This is a genomic window from Streptomyces sp. HUAS TT11, from assembly GCF_051553595.1.
In the GTDB taxonomy this organism is placed as follows: Bacteria; Actinomycetota; Actinomycetes; order Streptomycetales; family Streptomycetaceae; genus Streptomyces.
Map to the genome: position 1 here is coordinate 7,383,671 of NZ_CP196184.1, position 18,339 is coordinate 7,402,009.

Annotated in this window: 16 protein-coding genes; 12 read left to right on the plus strand and 4 right to left on the minus strand. The window is 72.6% G+C overall.

Annotation, left to right across the window (positions count from 1 at the left end; translation table 11 throughout):
* Positions 1-91 precede the first annotated feature (91 nt).
* The gene (locus tag ACSHXN_RS33080; protein WP_438304736.1) at positions 92-2,245 is read left to right on the plus strand and encodes a primosomal protein N'; all 2,154 of its coding nucleotides are present in this window, start codon (positions 92-94) and stop codon (positions 2,243-2,245) included.
* Positions 2,246-2,428: 183 nt separating this feature from the next.
* Here ACSHXN_RS33080 and ACSHXN_RS33085 read toward each other — a convergent pair whose 3' ends face one another.
* The gene (locus tag ACSHXN_RS33085; protein ID WP_355803379.1) at positions 2,429-2,962 is read right to left on the minus strand and encodes a hypothetical protein; all 534 of its coding nucleotides are present in this window, start codon (positions 2,960-2,962) and stop codon (positions 2,429-2,431) included.
* Between the two features lie 298 nt (positions 2,963-3,260).
* Here ACSHXN_RS33085 and fmt point away from each other — a divergent pair, with 298 nt between their 5' ends.
* Together fmt and ACSHXN_RS33095 are read left to right on the plus strand one after the other, a co-directional pair.
* On the plus strand, positions 3,261-4,193 hold the full coding sequence (fmt, locus tag ACSHXN_RS33090; protein ID WP_355138121.1) for a methionyl-tRNA formyltransferase: 933 nt from the start codon (positions 3,261-3,263) through the stop codon (positions 4,191-4,193).
* A 74-nt stretch (positions 4,194-4,267) separates the two neighbouring features.
* Positions 4,268-5,677: an RsmB/NOP family class I SAM-dependent RNA methyltransferase gene (locus ACSHXN_RS33095; RefSeq protein WP_355138120.1), complete on the plus strand. Its 1,410-nt coding sequence runs from the start codon at positions 4,268-4,270 to the stop codon at positions 5,675-5,677.
* 346 nt (positions 5,678-6,023) lie between these two features.
* Here the strand turns inward: ACSHXN_RS33095 and ACSHXN_RS33100 are convergent, their stop codons facing one another.
* Positions 6,024-7,472 carry an aldehyde dehydrogenase gene (locus tag ACSHXN_RS33100; RefSeq protein WP_355138118.1) on the minus strand — a complete coding sequence of 483 codons (1,449 nt, stop codon included), beginning with the start codon at positions 7,470-7,472 and terminating at the stop codon, positions 6,024-6,026.
* A gap of 209 nt (positions 7,473-7,681) precedes the next feature.
* The gene (locus ACSHXN_RS33105; protein WP_438304740.1) at positions 7,682-8,524 is read right to left on the minus strand and encodes an oxidoreductase; all 843 of its coding nucleotides are present in this window, start codon (positions 8,522-8,524) and stop codon (positions 7,682-7,684) included.
* 171 nt (positions 8,525-8,695) lie between these two features.
* On the opposite strand from ACSHXN_RS33105, the gene ACSHXN_RS33110 reads away from it, so the two are divergent.
* The 6 genes from ACSHXN_RS33110 to ACSHXN_RS33135 all read left to right on the plus strand — a co-directional run bounded on the left by ACSHXN_RS33110 (position 8,696) and on the right by ACSHXN_RS33135 (position 14,505).
* Positions 8,696-9,241 (plus strand): TetR/AcrR family transcriptional regulator, encoded by a 546-nt coding sequence (locus ACSHXN_RS33110; RefSeq protein ID WP_355138114.1) that lies wholly within the window; start codon positions 8,696-8,698, stop codon positions 9,239-9,241.
* A gap of 149 nt (positions 9,242-9,390) precedes the next feature.
* A complete protein-coding gene (gene rpe / locus ACSHXN_RS33115; protein WP_355138112.1) occupies positions 9,391-10,077 on the plus strand; it encodes a ribulose-phosphate 3-epimerase in 687 nt (228 codons plus the stop codon).
* 78 nt (positions 10,078-10,155) lie between these two features.
* The gene (locus ACSHXN_RS33120; protein ID WP_345551740.1) at positions 10,156-11,199 is read left to right on the plus strand and encodes a sugar-binding transcriptional regulator; all 1,044 of its coding nucleotides are present in this window, start codon (positions 10,156-10,158) and stop codon (positions 11,197-11,199) included.
* 199 nt (positions 11,200-11,398) lie between these two features.
* A complete protein-coding gene (locus tag ACSHXN_RS33125; RefSeq protein ID WP_355803370.1) occupies positions 11,399-11,752 on the plus strand; it encodes a barstar family protein in 354 nt (117 codons plus the stop codon).
* Between the two features lie 107 nt (positions 11,753-11,859).
* Positions 11,860-13,302, plus strand: coding sequence for a GuaB1 family IMP dehydrogenase-related protein (locus ACSHXN_RS33130; protein ID WP_355138187.1), 1,443 nt, complete (start codon positions 11,860-11,862; stop codon positions 13,300-13,302).
* A 750-nt stretch (positions 13,303-14,052) separates the two neighbouring features.
* Positions 14,053-14,505 (plus strand): Lrp/AsnC family transcriptional regulator, encoded by a 453-nt coding sequence (locus ACSHXN_RS33135; RefSeq protein WP_115974992.1) that lies wholly within the window; start codon positions 14,053-14,055, stop codon positions 14,503-14,505.
* Positions 14,506-14,528: 23 nt separating this feature from the next.
* Here ACSHXN_RS33135 and ACSHXN_RS33140 read toward each other — a convergent pair whose 3' ends face one another.
* A complete protein-coding gene (locus ACSHXN_RS33140; protein ID WP_355138108.1) occupies positions 14,529-15,269 on the minus strand; it encodes a GntR family transcriptional regulator in 741 nt (246 codons plus the stop codon).
* Positions 15,270-15,472: 203 nt separating this feature from the next.
* Between ACSHXN_RS33140 and ACSHXN_RS33145 the strand changes: the two genes are divergently transcribed.
* Genes ACSHXN_RS33145 through ACSHXN_RS33155 form a run of 3 tightly spaced genes read left to right on the plus strand, consistent with a single transcriptional unit; the run spans position 15,473 to position 18,338 of the window.
* A complete protein-coding gene (locus tag ACSHXN_RS33145; protein ID WP_355138106.1) occupies positions 15,473-16,624 on the plus strand; it encodes an ABC transporter substrate-binding protein in 1,152 nt (383 codons plus the stop codon).
* Positions 16,621-17,517 carry an ABC transporter permease gene (locus ACSHXN_RS33150; protein ID WP_355138104.1) on the plus strand — a complete coding sequence of 299 codons (897 nt, stop codon included), beginning with the start codon at positions 16,621-16,623 and terminating at the stop codon, positions 17,515-17,517. Before ACSHXN_RS33145 ends, ACSHXN_RS33150 begins: the two co-directional genes overlap by 4 nt.
* Positions 17,505-18,338: an ABC transporter permease gene (locus ACSHXN_RS33155; protein ID WP_355138102.1), complete on the plus strand. Its 834-nt coding sequence runs from the start codon at positions 17,505-17,507 to the stop codon at positions 18,336-18,338. Before ACSHXN_RS33150 ends, ACSHXN_RS33155 begins: the two co-directional genes overlap by 13 nt.
* Position 18,339: the final 1 nt, after the last annotated feature.

Here is an 18,339-nt window from a genome sequence, read left to right on the forward strand (position 1 = left end):
CTCCCGTCCCGTGCGGGTCGCGCCCCGGGTGTGCGGACCGCGGGACGGCCGGCCCGCGTCGGTGTCAGTGGCTTTTGGTAAAAATGCAAGCGTGAGCAGCGGGAACGGGCAGCAGCCGGCGGGCGGCGGAGAGGCCGCGCCGCCCGAGCAGCTTGCGCTGATGCGTGAGGCCGTGCAGAGGGCCAAGGCGCCCAGGGCCAGGCCGCGGACGTGGCGAGGGGCCGCACTGGCCAAGGAGCGGCCGGTCGCGCGCGTGCTCGTGGACAAGGGCGTGCTGCATCTGGACCGCTACTTCGACTACGCGGTCCCCGAGGAGCTCGACGCGGTGGCCCAGCCCGGTGTCCGGGTGCGGGTGCGGTTCGGGGCCGGCGGGCGCAGCGTGCGCGAAGGGCGCCGTGAGGGCGGCGGCCTCATCGACGGATTCCTGGTCGAGCGCGTGGCCGAGACCGACTACACGGGGCCCCTGGCGGCGCTGGCCCAGGTCGTGTCGCCCGAGCCGGTCCTCTCGCCCGAACTGCTCGGGCTCGCCCGCGCGGTCGCCGACCGGTACGCGGGCAGCCTCGCCGATGTGCTCCAGCTCGCCGTCCCACCGCGGCACGCCCGCGCCGAGTCCGCCGGGACGGGTGCGCCGCCCGCCCCGCCGCCCGCGCCCGACCCCGGGTCCTGGCGGAGGTACGGACGAGGTCCGGAGTTCCTGCGGTCGCTGGCCTCGGGCGGTGCTCCCCGGGCCGTCTGGACGGCTCTGCCCGGCCCGCTGTGGGCGGAGGAGATCGCCCGGGCCGTGCAGGCCACGCTCGCCTCCGGCCGGGGCGCCCTGGTCGTCGTACCGGCCGGGCGGCCCGCCGCGCGGGTGGACGCGGCGCTCAGGGCGCTGATGGGCGACGGCCGGCACGCGCTGCTGACCGCCGACGCCGGGCAGGAGCGGCGGTACCGGGAATGGCTCGCCGTGCGCCGCGGTGCCGTGCGCGCCGTCGTCGGGACACGGGCGGCCATGTTCGCTCCGGTGCACGATCTCGGGCTGGTCGTCGTGTGGGACGACGGGGACGCCAGCCACAGCGACGACAACGCCCCCCATCCGCATGTCCGCGAGGTGCTGGAGCTCCGTGCCTCGCGCGACTCCAGTGCGTTCCTGCTGGGCAGTTGGAGCTGCACCGTCGAGGCCGCCCAGCTCGTGGCGAGCGGGTGGGCCGCCCCGCTCGTCGCCGACCGGGAGCAGGTGCGGGCGCTCGCGCCGCTCGTACGGACCGTGGGGGACGGGGACCTCGCACGGGACGAGGCCGCCAGGGCGGCGCGCCTGCCCACGCTCGCCTGGCAGGTCGTACGGGACGGCCTGCGCCAGGGGCCGGTGCTCGTACAGGTTCCCCGGCGCGGTTATGTGCCCCGCATGGCCTGCGCCCAGTGCCGGGCGCCCGCCCGGTGCCGGCACTGCGCCGGACCGCTGTCCGCGCAGGACGCGGGAGAGCTGCGGTGCGACTGGTGCGGGCGGCAGGAGACCGACTGGCACTGTCCGGAGTGCGGCGGATTCCGGCTGCGGGCCCGGATAGTGGGGGCTCGGCGGACCGCCGAGGAGCTGGGGCGGGCGTTTCCGGCCGTAGCGGTGCGGACCTCGGGACGCGAGCAGGTGCTGGACACGGTCCCGGGCACACCCGCGCTGGTCGTCAGCACGCCGGGGGCCGAGCCGGTCGCCGAGGGCGGGTACGCGGCGGCGCTGCTCCTCGACGGGTGGGCCATGCTCGGCCGTCCCGATCTGAGGGCGGGCGAGGAGGCGCTGCGGCGCTGGATCGGCGCGAGTGCGCTCGTACGGCCGCAGTCGGCGGGCGGGACGGTGGTGGTCGTCGCCGAACCGACACTCAGGCCCGTGCAGGCGCTCGTCCGCTGGGATCCCGTCGGGCACGCGGTACGGGAGCTCGCCGAGCGGGCCGAGCTGGGATTCCCGCCGGTGTCACGAATGGCGGCCGTATCGGGTCCGGCCGACGCCGTGACGGGTTTTCTCGGCGGGGCCCGGCTGCCGTCCGACGCCGAGGTGCTGGGGCCCGTACCGGTGCCGGTCACCGAGGCCGGGCGGGCACGGCGGCCCGGTGGACCTCCACCGGGTGAGCGGTGGGAGCGGGCGCTCATCCGGGTGCCGCCGGGGAGCGGGGCCGCGCTGGCCTCCGCGTTGAAGACCGCGCTGGCGGCGCGCACGGCACGAGGCGGGAGCGGAGAGACGGTCCGCATCCGGATCGACCCGCCCGACATCGGGTGAGGGACCGCTGCCGCCGGTGGCCGCCGAGTCCCTGCCGGCCGACGGGGGCCCAGGCGCCGCCTCTCTCGAGCCAGGACTCGGCGGACACGCCTGCCGCAGGGCACGGCGCCCGCACGCCGGTGCGCGGACGCCGTGCCCTGCGGCAGCCTGCCGCTGGATCGGGAGACGGAAAGAGAGTCGGGCTCAGCCGTTGCGCGGGCCGGGGAAGGCCGTGGGCCGGACCTCGTCGCGGAAGGCGGGGGTGCCCGCCGTCGGCTGCGACGGCATCGAACGGGCAGCAGGGACCGTGGGCATGGCCCCGGTCACGTTCAGCGTGCGGCCGACGGAAGGGTCGGACGCTCGTTCGGGTTCGGTGGGCGCCTGGGCGGCGGCGCGGCGGGCGCCGTAACGGCGGTGCACCGCCTGCTTGGTGACGCCCAGTGCGGAGCCCACGGCGTCCCACGAGAAACCGAGTGACCGGTCGAAGTCCACGGCAGCCGTGACCAGGGTCTCGACACTGTCCCGCAACTCCTGGGCGAGGCGGACGGTCGGGGCGGGGGCGCGTCCGTAGACGACGAAGCCCGTGGAGGGGCCGGAGCGGCGCGGGCGGTAGACGTTGCCCAACTGAGCGGTGAGGGTGCGCAGTGCGTCCACCTGCCGGCGGACCCGCTCGATGTCCCGCACCAGCAAGTGCAGGCTGGCCCGGGCCTGGGCGTCGTGGGTTGCGTGGTCGGCCATGAACAAGCCTCTCGAACCGGCGTTGAAAAGGGTCGGGCCGCCATCGTGGCCCGCTGTGGTCAACTCTTTCTTGACCAACGCGTTTAGGGGTCTGTGGTCACGGGGCGGGGGCGTAAGGGCATATGCGTACGCCCCCAGGAGTGGTGCGCGCTGCATGAGGCGTTCGCCGTGGTCGTGGGTGGTCGAAGCGCCCCCGCGGCCCGGACCCCCATAGACTGGTGAGCCGACCACCCGCTCCGGCACCGCCGGACGCGTGAGGGTCCGTCAGAGCTCCCGCCCGAGAGGCCGTCACTCCCTTATGAGGCTTGTCTTCGCAGGCACCCCCGAGGTCGCCGTTCCCGCACTGGACGCGCTGCTCGCGTCCGGGAGGCACGAGGTCGCCGCCGTCGTCACGCGGCCCGACGCACCGGCGGGGCGCGGGCGCAGGCTGATCGCCAGTCCGGTCGCCGAGCGGGCGATGGAGGCCGGGATCGAGGTACTCAAGCCGAACAGGCCCCGGGACGAGGACTTCCTCACCCGCCTGCGGGAGATCGCCCCCGACTGCTGCCCCGTGGTCGCCTACGGTGCGCTGCTGCCGCGCGTCGCCCTCGACGTCCCCGCCCACGGCTGGGTCAATCTGCACTTCTCCCTGCTCCCCGCCTGGCGCGGCGCCGCCCCGGTGCAGCACTCCGTCCTGGCGGGCGACGAGATCACCGGCGCCTCCACGTTCCTCATCGAGGAAGGGCTCGACTCGGGGCCCGTCTACGGCACCGTCACCGAGCAGATCCGGCCCACCGACACCAGCGGGGACCTCCTCACCCGGCTCGCCTTCGCCGGTGCCGGACTGCTCGCGGCCACCATGGACGGCATCGAGGACGGCACCCTGAAGGCCGTGCCGCAGCCCGCCGAGGGCGTCACCCTCGCGCCGAAGATCAACGTCGAGGACGCACACGTCGACTGGTCCGCGCCCGCGCTCCGAGTGGACCGACTGGTCCGGGCCTGCACGCCCGCGCCCGGCGCCTGGACCGTCTTCCGGGGCGAGCGGCTGAAGCTCATCCAGGTCGCACCCGCACCGGAGCGGACGGAGCTCGTCCCCGGCCGGTTGTCCGTCGGCAAGAACGACGTCTTCGTCGGCACCGGCTCGTACGCCGTGGAGCTGATGTGGGTGCAGGCCCAGGGCAAGAAGCCGATGCGGGCCGCCGACTGGGCGCGCGGGGCTCGGATCGGCGACGGCGAGAGCCTCGGCGGCTGACCTCTCCGAACGGCCCGACCCGCACGGACGTACGCTGGGACGCGCACGTCATCCCACACCCGGAGCACCTTTTCGTGAGCGAGCAGTCCCGCCGTCCCCGCAAGCCCTACCGCCGGCCCAAGAAGGACCCTGTCCGCGTCCTCGCCTTCGACGCCCTGCGGGCCGTCGACGAGCGGGACGCCTACGCGAACCTCGTGCTGCCGCCCCTGCTGCGCAAGGCGCGCGAGAAGGGCGACTTCGACACCCGGGACGCGGCCCTCGCCACGGAGTTGGTGTACGGGACGCTGCGCCGTCAGGGGACGTACGACGCCGTCCTCGCGGCCTGCGTCGACCGGCCGCTGCGCGAGGTCGACCCGCCCGTGCTCGACGTACTGAGCCTCGGCGCCCATCAGCTGCTGGGGACACGGATCCCCAGCCACGCCGCGGTGTCGGCCACCGTGGAACTCGCCCGGGTCGTGCTCGGCGACGGGCGCGCCAAGTTCGTCAACGCCGTGCTGCGCAAGGTGGCCCAGGACGACCTCGACGGCTGGCTCGAGCGGGTGGCACCGCCCTACGAGGAGGACGCCGAGGACCATCTCGCGGTCGTGCACTCGCACCCGCGCTGGGTCGTCTCCGCCCTCTGGGACTCCCTCGGCGGCGGCCGTGCCGGGATCGAGGACCTCCTCGAAGCCGACAACGAGCGCCCCGAGGTCACGCTCGTCGCCCGTCCCGGCCGCGCCACCACCGAGGAGCTGCTGCGCGAAGAAGCGGCGGTACCGGGCCGCTGGTCGCCGTACGCCGTCCGGCTCACCGAAGGCGGCGAGCCCGGCGCCGTCGACGCCGTACGGGAAGGCCGCGCCGGCGTCCAGGACGAGGGCAGCCAGCTCGTCGCCCTCGCCCTCGCGAACGCGCCCCTGGAGGGCCCCGACAAGAGGTGGCTCGACGGCTGCGCGGGGCCCGGCGGCAAGGCGGCGCTGCTGGCGGCGCTCGCCGCCGAGCGCGGAGCCCTGCTGGTGGCGTCCGAGAAGCAGCCGCACCGGGCCGGTCTGGTGGCGAAGGCGCTGGACGGGAACCCCGGCCCCTATCAGGTGATCACGGCCGACGGGACCCGCCCGCCGTGGCGGGCCGGCAGCTTCGACCGCGTGCTGGTGGACGTGCCGTGCACCGGGCTCGGCGCACTGCGCCGCAGGCCCGAGGCCAGGTGGCGGCGCCGCCCCGAGGACCTGGACGGCTTCGCGCCCCTCCAGCGTGCCCTGCTCACCACGGCCCTGGAGTCCGTGCGTGTCGGCGGCGTCGTCGGCTACGCCACCTGTTCTCCCCATCTCGCCGAGACCCGTGCGGTGGTCGACGACGTGCTGAAGCAGCACCGGGACACCGAGCTCGTCGACGCCCGCCCCCTGCTGGCGGGCGTGCCGGCGCTCGGCGACGGTCCCGACGTACAGCTGTGGCCGCATCTCCACGGCACCGACGCGATGTACCTGGCGATCGTCCGCCGGACCGCCTGACCCCTGACCCCTGACCCGGGTCGGGCTCCCGGGACGAGTGACCGGTTCCTGTCCGGCCGATGCCACGGCCGGACACGCCGTGACCGGGCGGCACATCCCGATCGGAACCCCGGAGCGGGTGACGCCGCCCCGCGGCCGGCCGTGGGGCGAGCGGCCTGCCGGTGGTCGCCCGACCACCTCGTCGCCGTCGTCGGGCGGCGGCTCCCCGTTCCCTGCCGTCGTCCCGGCAGGCGGGCGTGCCCCCGGTCGCGGGAGACGCCCCGGCGAGCGTGACGGCGTCCTCGCCGGGCACGCCGGCCGCGATGGCGGCGACGACCGGGACATGCGCCCGCCCGGTCGGCGGGATCTACCGCCGGCGGGTGACGGTCTTGTGCTCGACGTACCCGGTCAGGCCCACCGCCCCGTACTCACGGCCGATGCCGCTCGCCTTGTAGCCGCCGAACGGACCGTCGAAGCTCATCGGTGAACCGTTGAGGGTGACGGTTCCGGTGCGGAGCCGGCGGGCCACCTCGAGGGCGCGCTCGGGATCCGCCGACCAGACACCGCCCGACAGGCCGTAGTCGGAGTCGTTGGCGATGCGCACCGCGTCGTCCTCGTCGTCGTAGGCGATGACGGTGAGGACCGGGCCGAAGATCTCCTCCTGGGCGATGCGCATGCTGTTGTCGACGTCGGCGAACAGTGTCGGAGTGACGTAGTTGCCCTGTTCCAGCCCCTTGGGGACCTCCGGGCCTCCCGTCACCGGACGGGCGCCCTCCTCGATGCCCAGCCGAATGTAGTCGATCACGCGCTGCTGCTGGTCGGGGCGGATCATGGGACCGATGAAGGTGTCCTCCGCGGAGGGGTCTCCGACCTTCAGGGACTCCACCATCTCCTTCAGCGCCGCGACGATCTCGTCGTAGCGGCCGCGCGGGGCGAGGATGCGGGTCTGCAGGATGCAGGCCTCGCCGTTGTTGCCCAGGGAACCGAAACGCAGTCCCTGCATCACGGAGGGGAGGTCGGCGTCCTCCAGGACGATCGCGGCGGACTTGCCGCCGAGTTCGAGGCCGACCCGCTTGAGCTGTTCGCCCGCGATCGAGGCGATACGGCGGCCTGCCCTGGTCGACCCGGTGAAGGAGATCTTGTCGACGTCCGGATGCGAGACCAGGTACTCGCTGGTCTCCCGGTCCGCGGGCAGGACGCTGAGGGTTCCCCCGGGGAGCCCGGCCTCGTGGAACAGGTCCGCGAGGAGCATCATGCTGAGCGAGTTCTCCGGGGAGACCTTGAGCACCACGGTGTTGCCCGCCAGCAGGGCGGGCGCCAGCTTCGCCATGGCCGCGGAGTAGGGGGAGTTCCAGGGGATGACCGCGGCGACGACACCGATCGGCTCCCGCCTGACGACGGTGTCGAAATCCACCGACGGGTCCGAGGGCGCCACGACCTCCTCCCAGCCGAACTCCTCGGCCGCCCTGAGGTAGGCGTTGGCCTGACGGGTCAGGAACGGCTGGCCGGCCTTGGTGAACCAGAGCGCCGAACCGTTCTCGGCGGAGATGGCGGCGGCGATCTCGTCGGCACGGGCCTCGCGCAGCGCGTTGAATCGCCGGATCACCTCCTGCCGCTCCTTGGGGTCGGTGAGGGGCCACGGACCGTGGTCGAACGCCTCGCGAGCCGCGGCCACGGCGGCGTCCACGTCGGCCTCGGCCGCCTGGGCCGCACGGCCGAGGACGGACCGGTCGTGCGGAGAGAGGATCTCCAGCAGGTCGGGGTTGCTGGGCGCCACCCAGGAACCGCCGATGTAGAGCTTGTCGCGGATCATCATCGGTCGCTTCTTTCTCGTGAAGTGGAAGGGAGGGAAGTACGGGGAAGAGGCGGGGCGGGCGGCTGTACCGCGCGCTCCGGTGTTTCTCGGGAGCGGGTCGGGCGGATCCCCGCGGGTGACCGGCCTGTGCGAGCGGCCGCCGCGGGGCCCGGGGCGCCGGCCCGGGCGAACGGGGGACCGATCCGGGCCGGCTGCTCGCAGGGGCACCGTCAGGAAGCGGGCGCGTGGTCGGTGGACCTGCTGACGTGGGCCCAGCTGCGGGCCTCGGCCGACCGCCCTTCCTCCGCGGCCAGGGCGATGTCCAGGGCGTCGCTGCCCAGGAGCAGCCGGCGCGGGGGCTCGGGTGCGCCGACGACGTCGACGATCGCACCGGCCATGCGTGCCGGGTCGCCGGGCTCATTGCCGCTGTACTCGGCGAAGCGCTTCAGCCACTGACCGACGGTCTGCTCGTAGTCGGCCCCGACGAGACCGGACTCCAGCGCGGCGCCGGCGGCCCAGCCGGTCCGGATGCCGCCCGGCTCGACGATGGTCACCTTGATGCCGAGCGGCGCGACCTCGTTGGCGAGGACCTCGGAGAAGCCCTCGACGCCGAACTTCGCGGTCTGGTAGGCGCTCAGGCCCGGGGTGCCCCCCACGCGCCCGCCGATGGAGGACACCTGCACGAAGTGTCCGGAGCGCTGGGCGCGCAGGACGGGCAGCGCCGCCCTGGTCACATTGATCACGCCGAAGAGGTTCGCCTCGATCTGCGCCCTGAACTCGTCCTCCGGGAAGTCCTCGATCGAACCGCTGGTCGCGTATCCCGCGTTGTTGACCACGACGTCCAGCGACCCGAAGCGGTCGACGGCCGCCGCGACCACGTCCCGGGCGGAGGACGGCGAGGTCACGTCGAGGGGCAGGGCGAGCATTCGTCGGGCGTGCTCCGTCCGCAGATCGGCCAGCGCCTCCGGACGGCGGGAGGTGACCGCGACGCGGTCACCCGCCTCCAGCGCCGCGCCGGCCAAGGCCCTGCCGAGCCCTTGCGAACCACCGGTGATCAGCCAAGTCCGTGCCATGGTCCATCTCTCCTCTCCTGGTGAGTCCGCCGACCCGAGTCAGCGGTCTCGCAGCTCATGTGGAAGCTTTACGGCTATCTGCAACACGACTGTAGCAGTAGTAATTCCTATGGAGGCTGACGAGATGAAGAAGGGGGCTCAAGTGCGACTCGTTGATAGGGTGGGCGCATCATGAGAGCCGACGCCGCACGCAACCTCGCCGCACTTCTGCGCACCGGAGCCCGGTTGCTGGCCGAGAATCCGAGCACCTCGCTGTCGGCCATCGCCCTTGAGGCCGGCGTCGACCGCACCACCGCGCATCGCCGCTTCGCCACACGCGAAGCCCTGCTCGCCGCGGTGTTCCAGGCGAAACTCGACGCCTCCGAACACGTCCTGGACGAGGCGCGGCTCACGGAGGCCCCCGTCGCCGTGGCACTGCACCGGTATGTGGAGGGGATCGTCCCCGTCAGCCGGGAGTGGCCCGTCGACACGCGCCGCATGATGCGCGAGGACCCCGACGCGGACAGCAGGCGTCAGGAACTGAGTGCACGGCTGGACGCCTTTGTCCGCCGTGCGGCCGACGAAGGCTTCCTGCGCCCCGGCATCCCGCTCGGCTGGGCGCGGGCCGTCCTCGATCAGCTGGTCGACAGCGCCGCCCACCGCTTCCCCGAGCTGGAGCCTCCGCAGGCGGCCGACCTGGTCGTGGACGCGTTCCTCAGGGGCGTCGGAGCGCCCTGAGCCGCCTTCGCCCGGCGAGGCCCGGCGGGCGACCCGTGCTGCTCCCGGCTCCCTCGGGCCGGCGCGGTCCGACCGGGTGTCCCCGGGGCCGGAGGTCCGCCAGGCGGACCGGACGCAACAAGCGGCGCCGGGCATGGCAGGCTTGGGTCATGGCCGTGCAGATCAACCCCAGCATCCTGTCCGCCGACTTCGCCCGCCTCGCTGAGGAGGCGAAGGCCGCGGAAGGGGCCGACTGGCTCCACGTCGACGTGATGGACAACCACTTCGTCCCGAATCTCACGCTCGGCGCGCCGATCGTGGAGGCCCTGGCGCGGGCGACGGACACACCGCTGGACTGCCACCTGATGATCGAGGACGCCGATCGCTGGGCGCCCCAGTACGTCGAGGCGGGGGCCGGTTCGGTCACCTTCCACATCGAGGCGGCCGCCGCGCCCGTGCGGCTCGCCCGCGAGATCAGGGCCAAGGGTGCCCGGGCCTCCATGGCCCTCAAGCCCGCGACCCCGATCGAACCGTACGAGGACCTGCTGCCCGAGCTGGACATGTTGCTGATCATGACGGTCGAGCCCGGTTTCGGCGGACAGGCGTTCCTGGACATCATGCTGCCGAAGATCCGCCGCACCCGAGAGCTCATCAGCAAGCACGGCCTCGAGCTCTGGCTGCAGGTCGACGGCGGTGTCTCGGCCTCCACCATCGAACAGTGCGCGGAGGCCGGAGCGGACGTCTTCGTGGCCGGTTCGGCCGTGTACGGGGCGTCCGACCCGGCCGCCGCGGTACGTGCATTGCGCACCCAGGCGGAGCGGGCGACCGCCCGCGCGTCCTGGGCGTGCGACGACTGAGCCAACGGAAACTGAACGCCGACCGTCCCGGCTGATCAAGTACGCCGGATCTGCAAGGATGAACGGCGAATGCAGAGTGTGAACAGCAGTGAGGAGATGGCCGTGTCGGGTATGTCGGCGGGCCGGTCAGCCATGCGGATGGGACCCGCTGAGCTGGTGCAGGCGGCGGCCATGGCCCGTCGCTTCTATCTCGAGGGCAAGTCCAAGATCCAGATCGCGGAGGAGTTCGGCGTCAGCCGCTTCAAGGTGGCCCGGGTCCTGGAGACCGCCCTCGAACGGGATCTCGTGCGGATCGAGATCCGTGTTCCCGCCGAACTGGACGCCGAGCGCTCCGACGCGCTGCGCGCCCGGTACGGCCTCAGGCACGCCGTCGTGGTCGAGTCCCCGGTCGAGGCCGAGGAGTCGCCCGACCCCGAGAACCTCGGTGAGGTGGCCGCCGATCTGCTCGGCGAACTGGTGACCGAGGGCGATGTCCTGGGCCTGGCCTGGGGCCGCTCCACCATCCACATGGCGGCCGCCCTCGACCGGCTGCCTCCGTGCACGGTGGTGCAGTTGACGGGCGTGTACGACGCCGGAACCGCCGAGCGCGGTTCGGTGGAGGCCGTGCGTCGTGCCGCGCAGGTCTCGGGCGGTGACGCCCACCCCATCTACGCGCCGATGCTGCTGCCGGACGCCGCGACCGCGGCCGCGCTGCGCAACCAGACGGGGATCGCCCGGGCCTTCGAGTACTTCGACAAGGTCACGGTCGCCTGTGTCTCCATCGGCTCGTGGGAGCCGGGCATCTCGACGGTGCACGACATGCTGAGCGACGAGGAACGCGCGCACTACGCGTCCCTCGGTGTCGCCGCCGAGATGTCCGCCCATCTCTTCGACGCCGACGGCCGCCGGGTCGGGCGCGATCTCGGAGAACGGTGCATCACCGTCAAGGCGGACCAGTTGCGCCGTATCCCCGAGGTGGTAGCGATAGCCGGTGGACAGAGAAAGGCGGCGGCGATCGACGCGGTGCTGCGGTCCGGGCTCGTCACCAGTCTCGTGACGGACACGTCGGCGGCGGACTACCTCATGGCGGCGGGGCCGACGCCGAAGCCGGCGCTGAACCGGTCGGACCCCGACGGGCCCTGACGGCCGGACGCCCCGGTCGCGACCACGGCGGAGAATCGAGGGGCGGCCGCGTTGCGGGGACGCCGGCGGTGCGCCGGCGTCACCTGCCGCCTCGGGTCTCCGCCGTCCCGTGTCTGGCATGTTCGTGCCACGATGATGCTCCGTGCCCGCACGGCTGCCGTATCGACGATCACCACAACTCGACCAGGGCGGTACCGGAATGACCGACGACCTGGCGGACCGGCTCGTGGTCACGCTGGATCTCGACGGAGTGGACGACAAGGCCGCGTTCATGGAGCGGATCGCCCGCGCCCTCGGCCTGCCCGACTGGTTCGGCCGGAACTGGGACGCGCTCGCCGACTCGCTCACCGATCGCACCGTCTGGCCGCCGGCCGCCGTGGGCAGGGGCCTGCTCCTCGTCGTACGGGGATGGCGGCGGTACGCGACGGCACGGCCCGAGGAGTGGGACGTCGCCCTCGAGGTGTTCTCCGCGGCGGAGCGGCGGACGCCGGGGCTGACCGTCGCCCTCGCCCTTGGAGGATCCCACGAAGAGCCTCGTGACCTGCCTGGATGATCAGTCCAACGACCGCATACCCATCGACATGGGACAATGAAGTACGTGCTCATCCCCCTGACTGACCTGGCAGGGGGCCGCCTCTGATCGACTGGGATGTGCAGCACGTGCGTTTCCTCAACGACATCCAGCCCTCGTACGACCTGACGTACGACGACGTCTTCATGGTGCCGCGCCGGTCCGCGGTCGGCTCCCGCCAGGGTGTGGACCTCACCTCCCCGGACGGCTCGGGCACCACCATCCCGCTGGTCGTCGCCAACATGACGGCGATCGCCGGGCGCCGGATGGCGGAGACGATGGCCCGTCGCGGTGGTCTGGTGGTCATCCCGCAGGACATCCCGATCGACGTGGTCACCGAGGTCGTCTCCTGGGTCAAGAGCCGCCATCTCGTGCTCGACACCCCGATCGTGCTGGCCCCGCACCAGACCGTCGCCGACGCTCTCGCGCTGCTGCCGAAGCGGGCGCACAACGCCGGTGTGGTCGTGGACGGGGACCAGCGGCCGATGGGCGTCGTCACCGACGCGGACCTCTCGGGCGTGGACCGCTTCACCCAGCTCGAGGTCGTCATGTCCAAGGACCTGCTGCTCCTCGACGCCGGCATCGACCCGGGCGAGGCCTTCGACATCCTCGACGCCGCGAACCGCCGTTACGCGCCCGCCGTCGACGAGGACGGCAGGCTGGCCGGCATCCTGACCCGCAAGGGCGCCCTGCGCGCCACGCTGTACACGCCGGCCACCGACGCCGACGGCAGGCTGCGCATCGCCGCCGCCGTCGGCATCAACGGCGATGTCGCGGGCAAGGCCAAGCAGTTGCTCGACGCGGGCGTCGACACGCTCGTCATCGACACCGCGCACGGCCACCAGGAGTCGATGATCGGCGCCGTCCGGACCGTGCGGGCACTGGACCCGCAGGTACCGATCGTCGCGGGCAACGTCGTCGCCGCCGAGGGTGTGCGCGATCTGATCGAGGCGGGCGCGGACATCGTCAAGGTCGGTGTCGGCCCGGGAGCCATGTGCACCACGCGCATGATGACCGGTGTCGGCCGGCCGCAGTTCTCGGCCGTCCTCGAGTGCGCCGAGGAGGCGAAGAAGTACGGCAAGCACGTGTGGGCCGACGGCGGCGTCCGCCACCCGCGCGACGTGGCGATGGCGCTGGCCGCCGGGGCGTCCAACGTGATGATCGGCTCCTGGTTCGCCGGTACCTACGAGTCCCCGGGCGACCTGCAGCAGGACGCGAACGGCCGCCTGTACAAGGAGTCCTTCGGCATGGCGTCGGGGCGTGCGGTGCGCAACCGCACGTCGGAGGAGTCGGCGTACGACCGTGCCCGCAAGGCCCTGTTCGAGGAGGGCATCTCGACCTCCCGCATGTTCCTCGACCCGGCGCGCCCCGGCGTCGAGGACCTGATCGACTCGATCATCGCGGGTGTCCGCTCGTCCTGCACCTACGCGGGCGCAGGCTCCCTGGAGGAGTTCGCCGAGCGGGCCGTCGTGGGCATCCAGAGCGCGGCGGGCTATGCGGAGGGCAAGCCGCTGCACGCCAGCTGGAACTGAGGCAACTCGCTTTCCCCCGGCCCCTGTCGTCCCGTCCCCGGGGCGGCAGGGGCCGCTTTCACGCGGAGTCGCCGCCCGGGGCCGGAAGCGACGCGTGGCCGCCGAGGCGGCGTGCGGGCGGCGGGGCACTGCGCGCGCCGTACGCGGGGCAAGAGGCAGGCGGCCTCGGGCGGCCGGCAGCCCGCGGATCGATGCCCGGACGGCGGCCCGTGGCGTTCCGGGGCAGTCGGGCTTCGGCGCGCCGGGCGAGCGCCTGGGTGCCGGGCCGGGTGAACCGGCTGCCCGAGCGAGGCCGTGTGTCTCAAGTCGGGGTACGGGCGGCGGGGTACCGTGCGCACCGCGCGCGGGCCCAGGGCCTTCCGGGCGTACTTCGGTGCTGTGCTCGACAGCAGCTCACCGCCGGTGGATCGACGCTCAGGCGGCGGCCCGCGGCTTTGACGCGGCGGACGAGGCCGAGGCGCGGGCGAGCGCCGGAATCACCGCGACGGCTTCCGGGCGTAGCGGACGAGGCCGAGGCGCGGGCGATCGCACGGGCGCCGGCCCGGGCGTTCGGGGTCCCGCTGCCGTCGGTGCGGCACGCGGCCGGGTTCCGCTTCAGCGGGTGCCCCGCGACCGTCACCTCGGTGCTCTTCGGGTGCCGGACCGCCCCCGGGCTCGTGTTCTACTTCCTGTGGGGCCACCGCCGTTCCCGGCAGGCCGCCGTGGAGCCCGCGCCGACCGCACTCACCGCAGAGAAGTGAACCACCCGCCTTGCTGAACGACCTCGACGAACGCATCGTCCACGCCCTGGCCGAGGACGCCCGCCGCTCCTACGCGGACATCGGCCAACTCGTGGGGCTGTCCGCGCCCGCCGTCAAGCGGCGCGTGGACAGACTGCGCGCGACCGGCGCCATCACCGGGTTCACCGTCCGGGTGGACCCGAGGGCGCTCGGCTGGGAGACGGAGGGGTTCGTCGAGCTGTACTGCCGACGCAACACCTCCCCGGAGACCATCCGCCGGGGCCTGGAGCGCTACCAGGAGGTCGTGGCGGCCTCCACCGTCACCGGTGAGGCCGACGCGATCGCCCAGGTCTTCGCCGCCGACATGCGGCACTTCGAGCGCGTGCTGGAGCGGATCGCCGGGGAACCCTTCGTGGAGCGCACCAAATCGGTGCTCGTCCTCTCGCCGTTGCTGCGCCGGTTCTCGTCGGGCTCGCCCACCTGACGCCCCCCTGCGGGCCCGGCCGGTCACTCGGCCGTCTTGCGGGCGAGCGCGTTGTTCCCTATCGAGTTGTGCACGCTGAAGCTCACGGCGTCCGAGCGGTAGCGGTCGTCCGACCACTCCACCGGGCGCCCTTCGCGTGTGGTCGTGACGCGGCGGACCCGCAGCAGCGGGCTGGTGCGCCGGATGCCGAGCAGTTCGGCGTCCCGGGCCCCCGCCGCGACCGCGTCGATGACGTGCTCGCCGTACGCGAAGACCAGGCCCCGGTCCTCGAAGAGCCGCTGGGTGACGGAGGGGCAGTCGGGCTCTATGGCCTCGACCGCCGGGGAGATCCAGTCCGCGTACACGGTCCGCTCCAGCAGCACGGGCTCCCCGTCCAGTCCGCGCACGCGCAGGACGTGCAGTACCGGGGTCTGCTCGGCCAGATGGAGGCGTACGGCGTCCTCCTGGGTCGCCGGACGGTAGGTCTGCGCCACGACGCGCCCGGTGGCCTCCCGGCCCATCGCCCGCGCCCACTCGGCGAAGCTGCGCAGCTCCGCGAAGCTCTGGCTGCGCCGGCTGGCCAGGACCACCCGGCGGGCGCCCTGCCGTGACCCGATGAGGCCCTCGGCGGTGAGGGCCGCGACGGCCTGGCGGACCGTGCCGCGAGAGACGCCGTAGTGGGCCGCGAGGTCGGTCTCCGTGGGCAGCAGACTGCCGACGGTGTACTCCTCGCGGTCGATCGCACGACGCAATGCGTCCGCGATCTCCTCATGTCGGGCCGTCATGCTTCCCCTCTTGGTCGACTGCTGTGCACAGCCCGAACAGACTAAACGAGACCTGAGCGTGATCTACTCCGGTCGCGAATGTGCAGGCAACAAAGGTTCAGGGTTTCGCCTCTGTTCACGAACAGGACATCGGGGCCGGGCGTACTGAGGCCAACTTGTTCAGACAAGTGCTTCGTACTCCTCGTGCCTCCCCTGGAGAACCAGTGTCCCTGTCGAGAACCACCGTCCTCAGCGGCGGCCTCGCCGTTGTTGCCGCGCTCGCCCTGAGCGCCTGCGGCGCCGCCACCGACAACGCGTCGACCACCACCGACGGCAAGAGCGCCGCGACCGCCACCTCCGCCGCCGACATGGGAGGCATGGACGCCCTGGTCGCGGCGGCCAAGAAGGAGGGCACGCTGCACGCCATCGCGCTGCCCCGCGACTGGGCCAACTACGGCGCCCTCATCGACGGCTTCCAGAAGAAGTACGGCATCAAGATCGAGGACGAGAGCCCGGACGCCAGCAGCCAGGACGAGATCAACGCCGTCACCACGCGCAAGGGCCAGGACCGCGCTCCCGACGTCCTCGACCTGGGCAGCTCCTTCGCCCTGAGCGCCGCCCAGCAGGGGCTGCTCGCGCCGTACAAGGTCGCCTCCTTCGGGGACATCCCCTCCGCGCAGAAGGACCCGCAGGCCCGCTGGTACAACGACTACGGCGGCTACGTCTCCATCGGCTGCGACGCCAAGCGGGTCAAGACCTGCCCGACCACCTTCGCCGACCTGCTGAAGCCGCAGTACAAGGGCCAGGTCGCGCTCAACGGCAACCCCACCAAGTCCGGTTCGGCCTTCGGTGGTGTCTACGCGGCCGCGCTCGCGAACGGCGGCTCCTTCGACGACGTCCAGGCGGGTCTCGACTTCTTCGCCAAGCTGAAGAAGAACGGCAACTACACGCCCGTCGAGTCGACCCCGGCCACCGTCGAGAAGGGCGAGACCCCGATCAGCATCGACTGGGACTACCTGAACGCCGGCTACGCCGACGAGTTCAAGTCCAAGGGTCTGGACTGGAAGGTCTCCGTCCCGAGCGACGGCCAGTACGCCCAGTACTACTCGCAGGCCATCAACAAGGACGCCCCGCACCCGGCGGCCGCCCGCCTGTGGCAGGAGTACCTCTACAGCACCGAGGGCCAGAACCTCTGGCTCAAGGGTTACGCCCGTCCGGCCCTCATGACCGCGATGGACAAGGCCGGCACGCTGGACAAGGACGCCGCGGCCAAGCTGCCCGCGGTCACGGGCACGCCTTCCTTCCCGTCCGAGGACCAGCAGAACAAGGCCAAGACAGTCATCGCGCAGGGCTGGGGTAAGGCCGTCTCCGGATGACCACCGCCCTCCCGCGTGTGGACGTGGCGCCCGCCGCTTCGGCGAAGCGGCGGCGCCGCGCCCCCGGCTGGCTTGCGGTCGTTCCGCTGCTGGCCTTCACCGCGATCACCTTCGGGCTGCCCGCCCTGGCCATGCTGAACGGCGCCTTCACCGTCAAGGACCAGGCGACGGGCGCGACTTCGTACAGCGGCGAGAACCTGAGCAGCTCCCTGCAGGGCGCGTATCTGACCGCCCTGCTCGGCAGTGTGAAACTGTCCGCGGTGTCCGCCGCCATCGCCACGGTGTTCGGGTTGCTGCTCGCCCAGGCGGTGGTGACCTCGCGCTTCCGTTTCCTGCGTGAGGCGGTGCTGACGGCCTCGGGCGTGCTCGCCAACTTCGGCGGAGTGCCGCTCGCCTTCGCCTTCGTGGCCACCCTCGGCAACTCCGGTGTCCTCACCGGGCGCCTGGGTCTGAAGGACGCGGGCTTCGATCTGTACAGCTTCTGGGGTCTGACCCTGGTCTACCTGTACTTCCTCGTACCGCTGATGGTCCTCACCATCACGCCGGCCCTCGAGGGGCTGCGCGCCCAGTGGCGCGAGGCCGCGCAGAACAACGGCGCCACCCACGGACAGTACTGGCGGCACGTCGCTCTGCCGGTGCTCACGCCGTCTCTGCTCGGCGGTTTCGTGCTGCTCTTCGGCAGCGCGTTCGCCGCGTACGCCACCGCGGCCGCGATGGTCGGCAGCACCGTCCCGCTGGTCACGCTGCAGATCGCCGACGCCCTCTCCGGAAACGTTCTCGTCGGACAGGAGAACGTGGCACTGGCCCTCAGCCTCGACATGGTCGTGGTCGCGGGTCTGGTGATGGCCGTGTACCTGCCCCTGCAACGACGGAGCTCGCGATGGCTCGCCTGACCCTCTCCCGCACGCGCGTCCGGCCCGGGCGAGGTCTCGTCCTGGCCGCGGCCGCGGTGTACTTCCTCGTCCCGCTCGCCGCGTCCGTGGTCTTCTCGGTCGACTCGGGCGACCGTGTCACGTTCGGCGCCTACAGCCAGATTCTCGGCACCGAGGGGTTCACCGACAGCCTGCTGCTCTCCCTGGAGCTGGCGGTGACCACCATCGTCCTGGTCCTGCTGCTGATGGTCCCCGCCATGGTCGCGCTGCGGCTCGGCGCGCCGAAGCTGCGGTCCGTCGTCGCCGTCGTCTGCTCACTGCCGCTCGTCGTGCCGCCGATCGCGTTCGTCGCCGGGATCAGCACGGTGCTGAAGTGGGGGCCCGAGTACCTCTCGCGCACCCCGCTCTTCCAGACGATCGTGGCGATCCAGAACGAGAACTACCCGTTCGTCCTCGTCCTCGCGTACGTCGTGATGGCGCTGCCGTTCGTGTACCAGGCCCTGGACGCCGGACTGCGGGCCGTCGACGTGCGCACCCTCGTCGAGGCCGCCCGCAGCTGCGGTGCGAGCTGGCCGCAGGCACTGGTGCGAGCCGTGCTGCCGAACCTGCGCGGGGCCCTGCTGAACGCCTCGTTCCTCACCCTCGCGCTGGTGCTCGGCGAGTTCACCGTCTCCCACCTGCTGGGCTACCAGCCCTTCGCGGTGTGGATCGTGGACATCTCCGGCTCCCAGGCGCAGATGTCCGTCGCCGTCTCCGTGCTCAGCCTGCTCGTGACCTGGATGCTGCTGCTCGCCCTCGCCGCCGTCGGCGGGCGCCGCACCCCTTCCCGTACCGCCCCCTAGG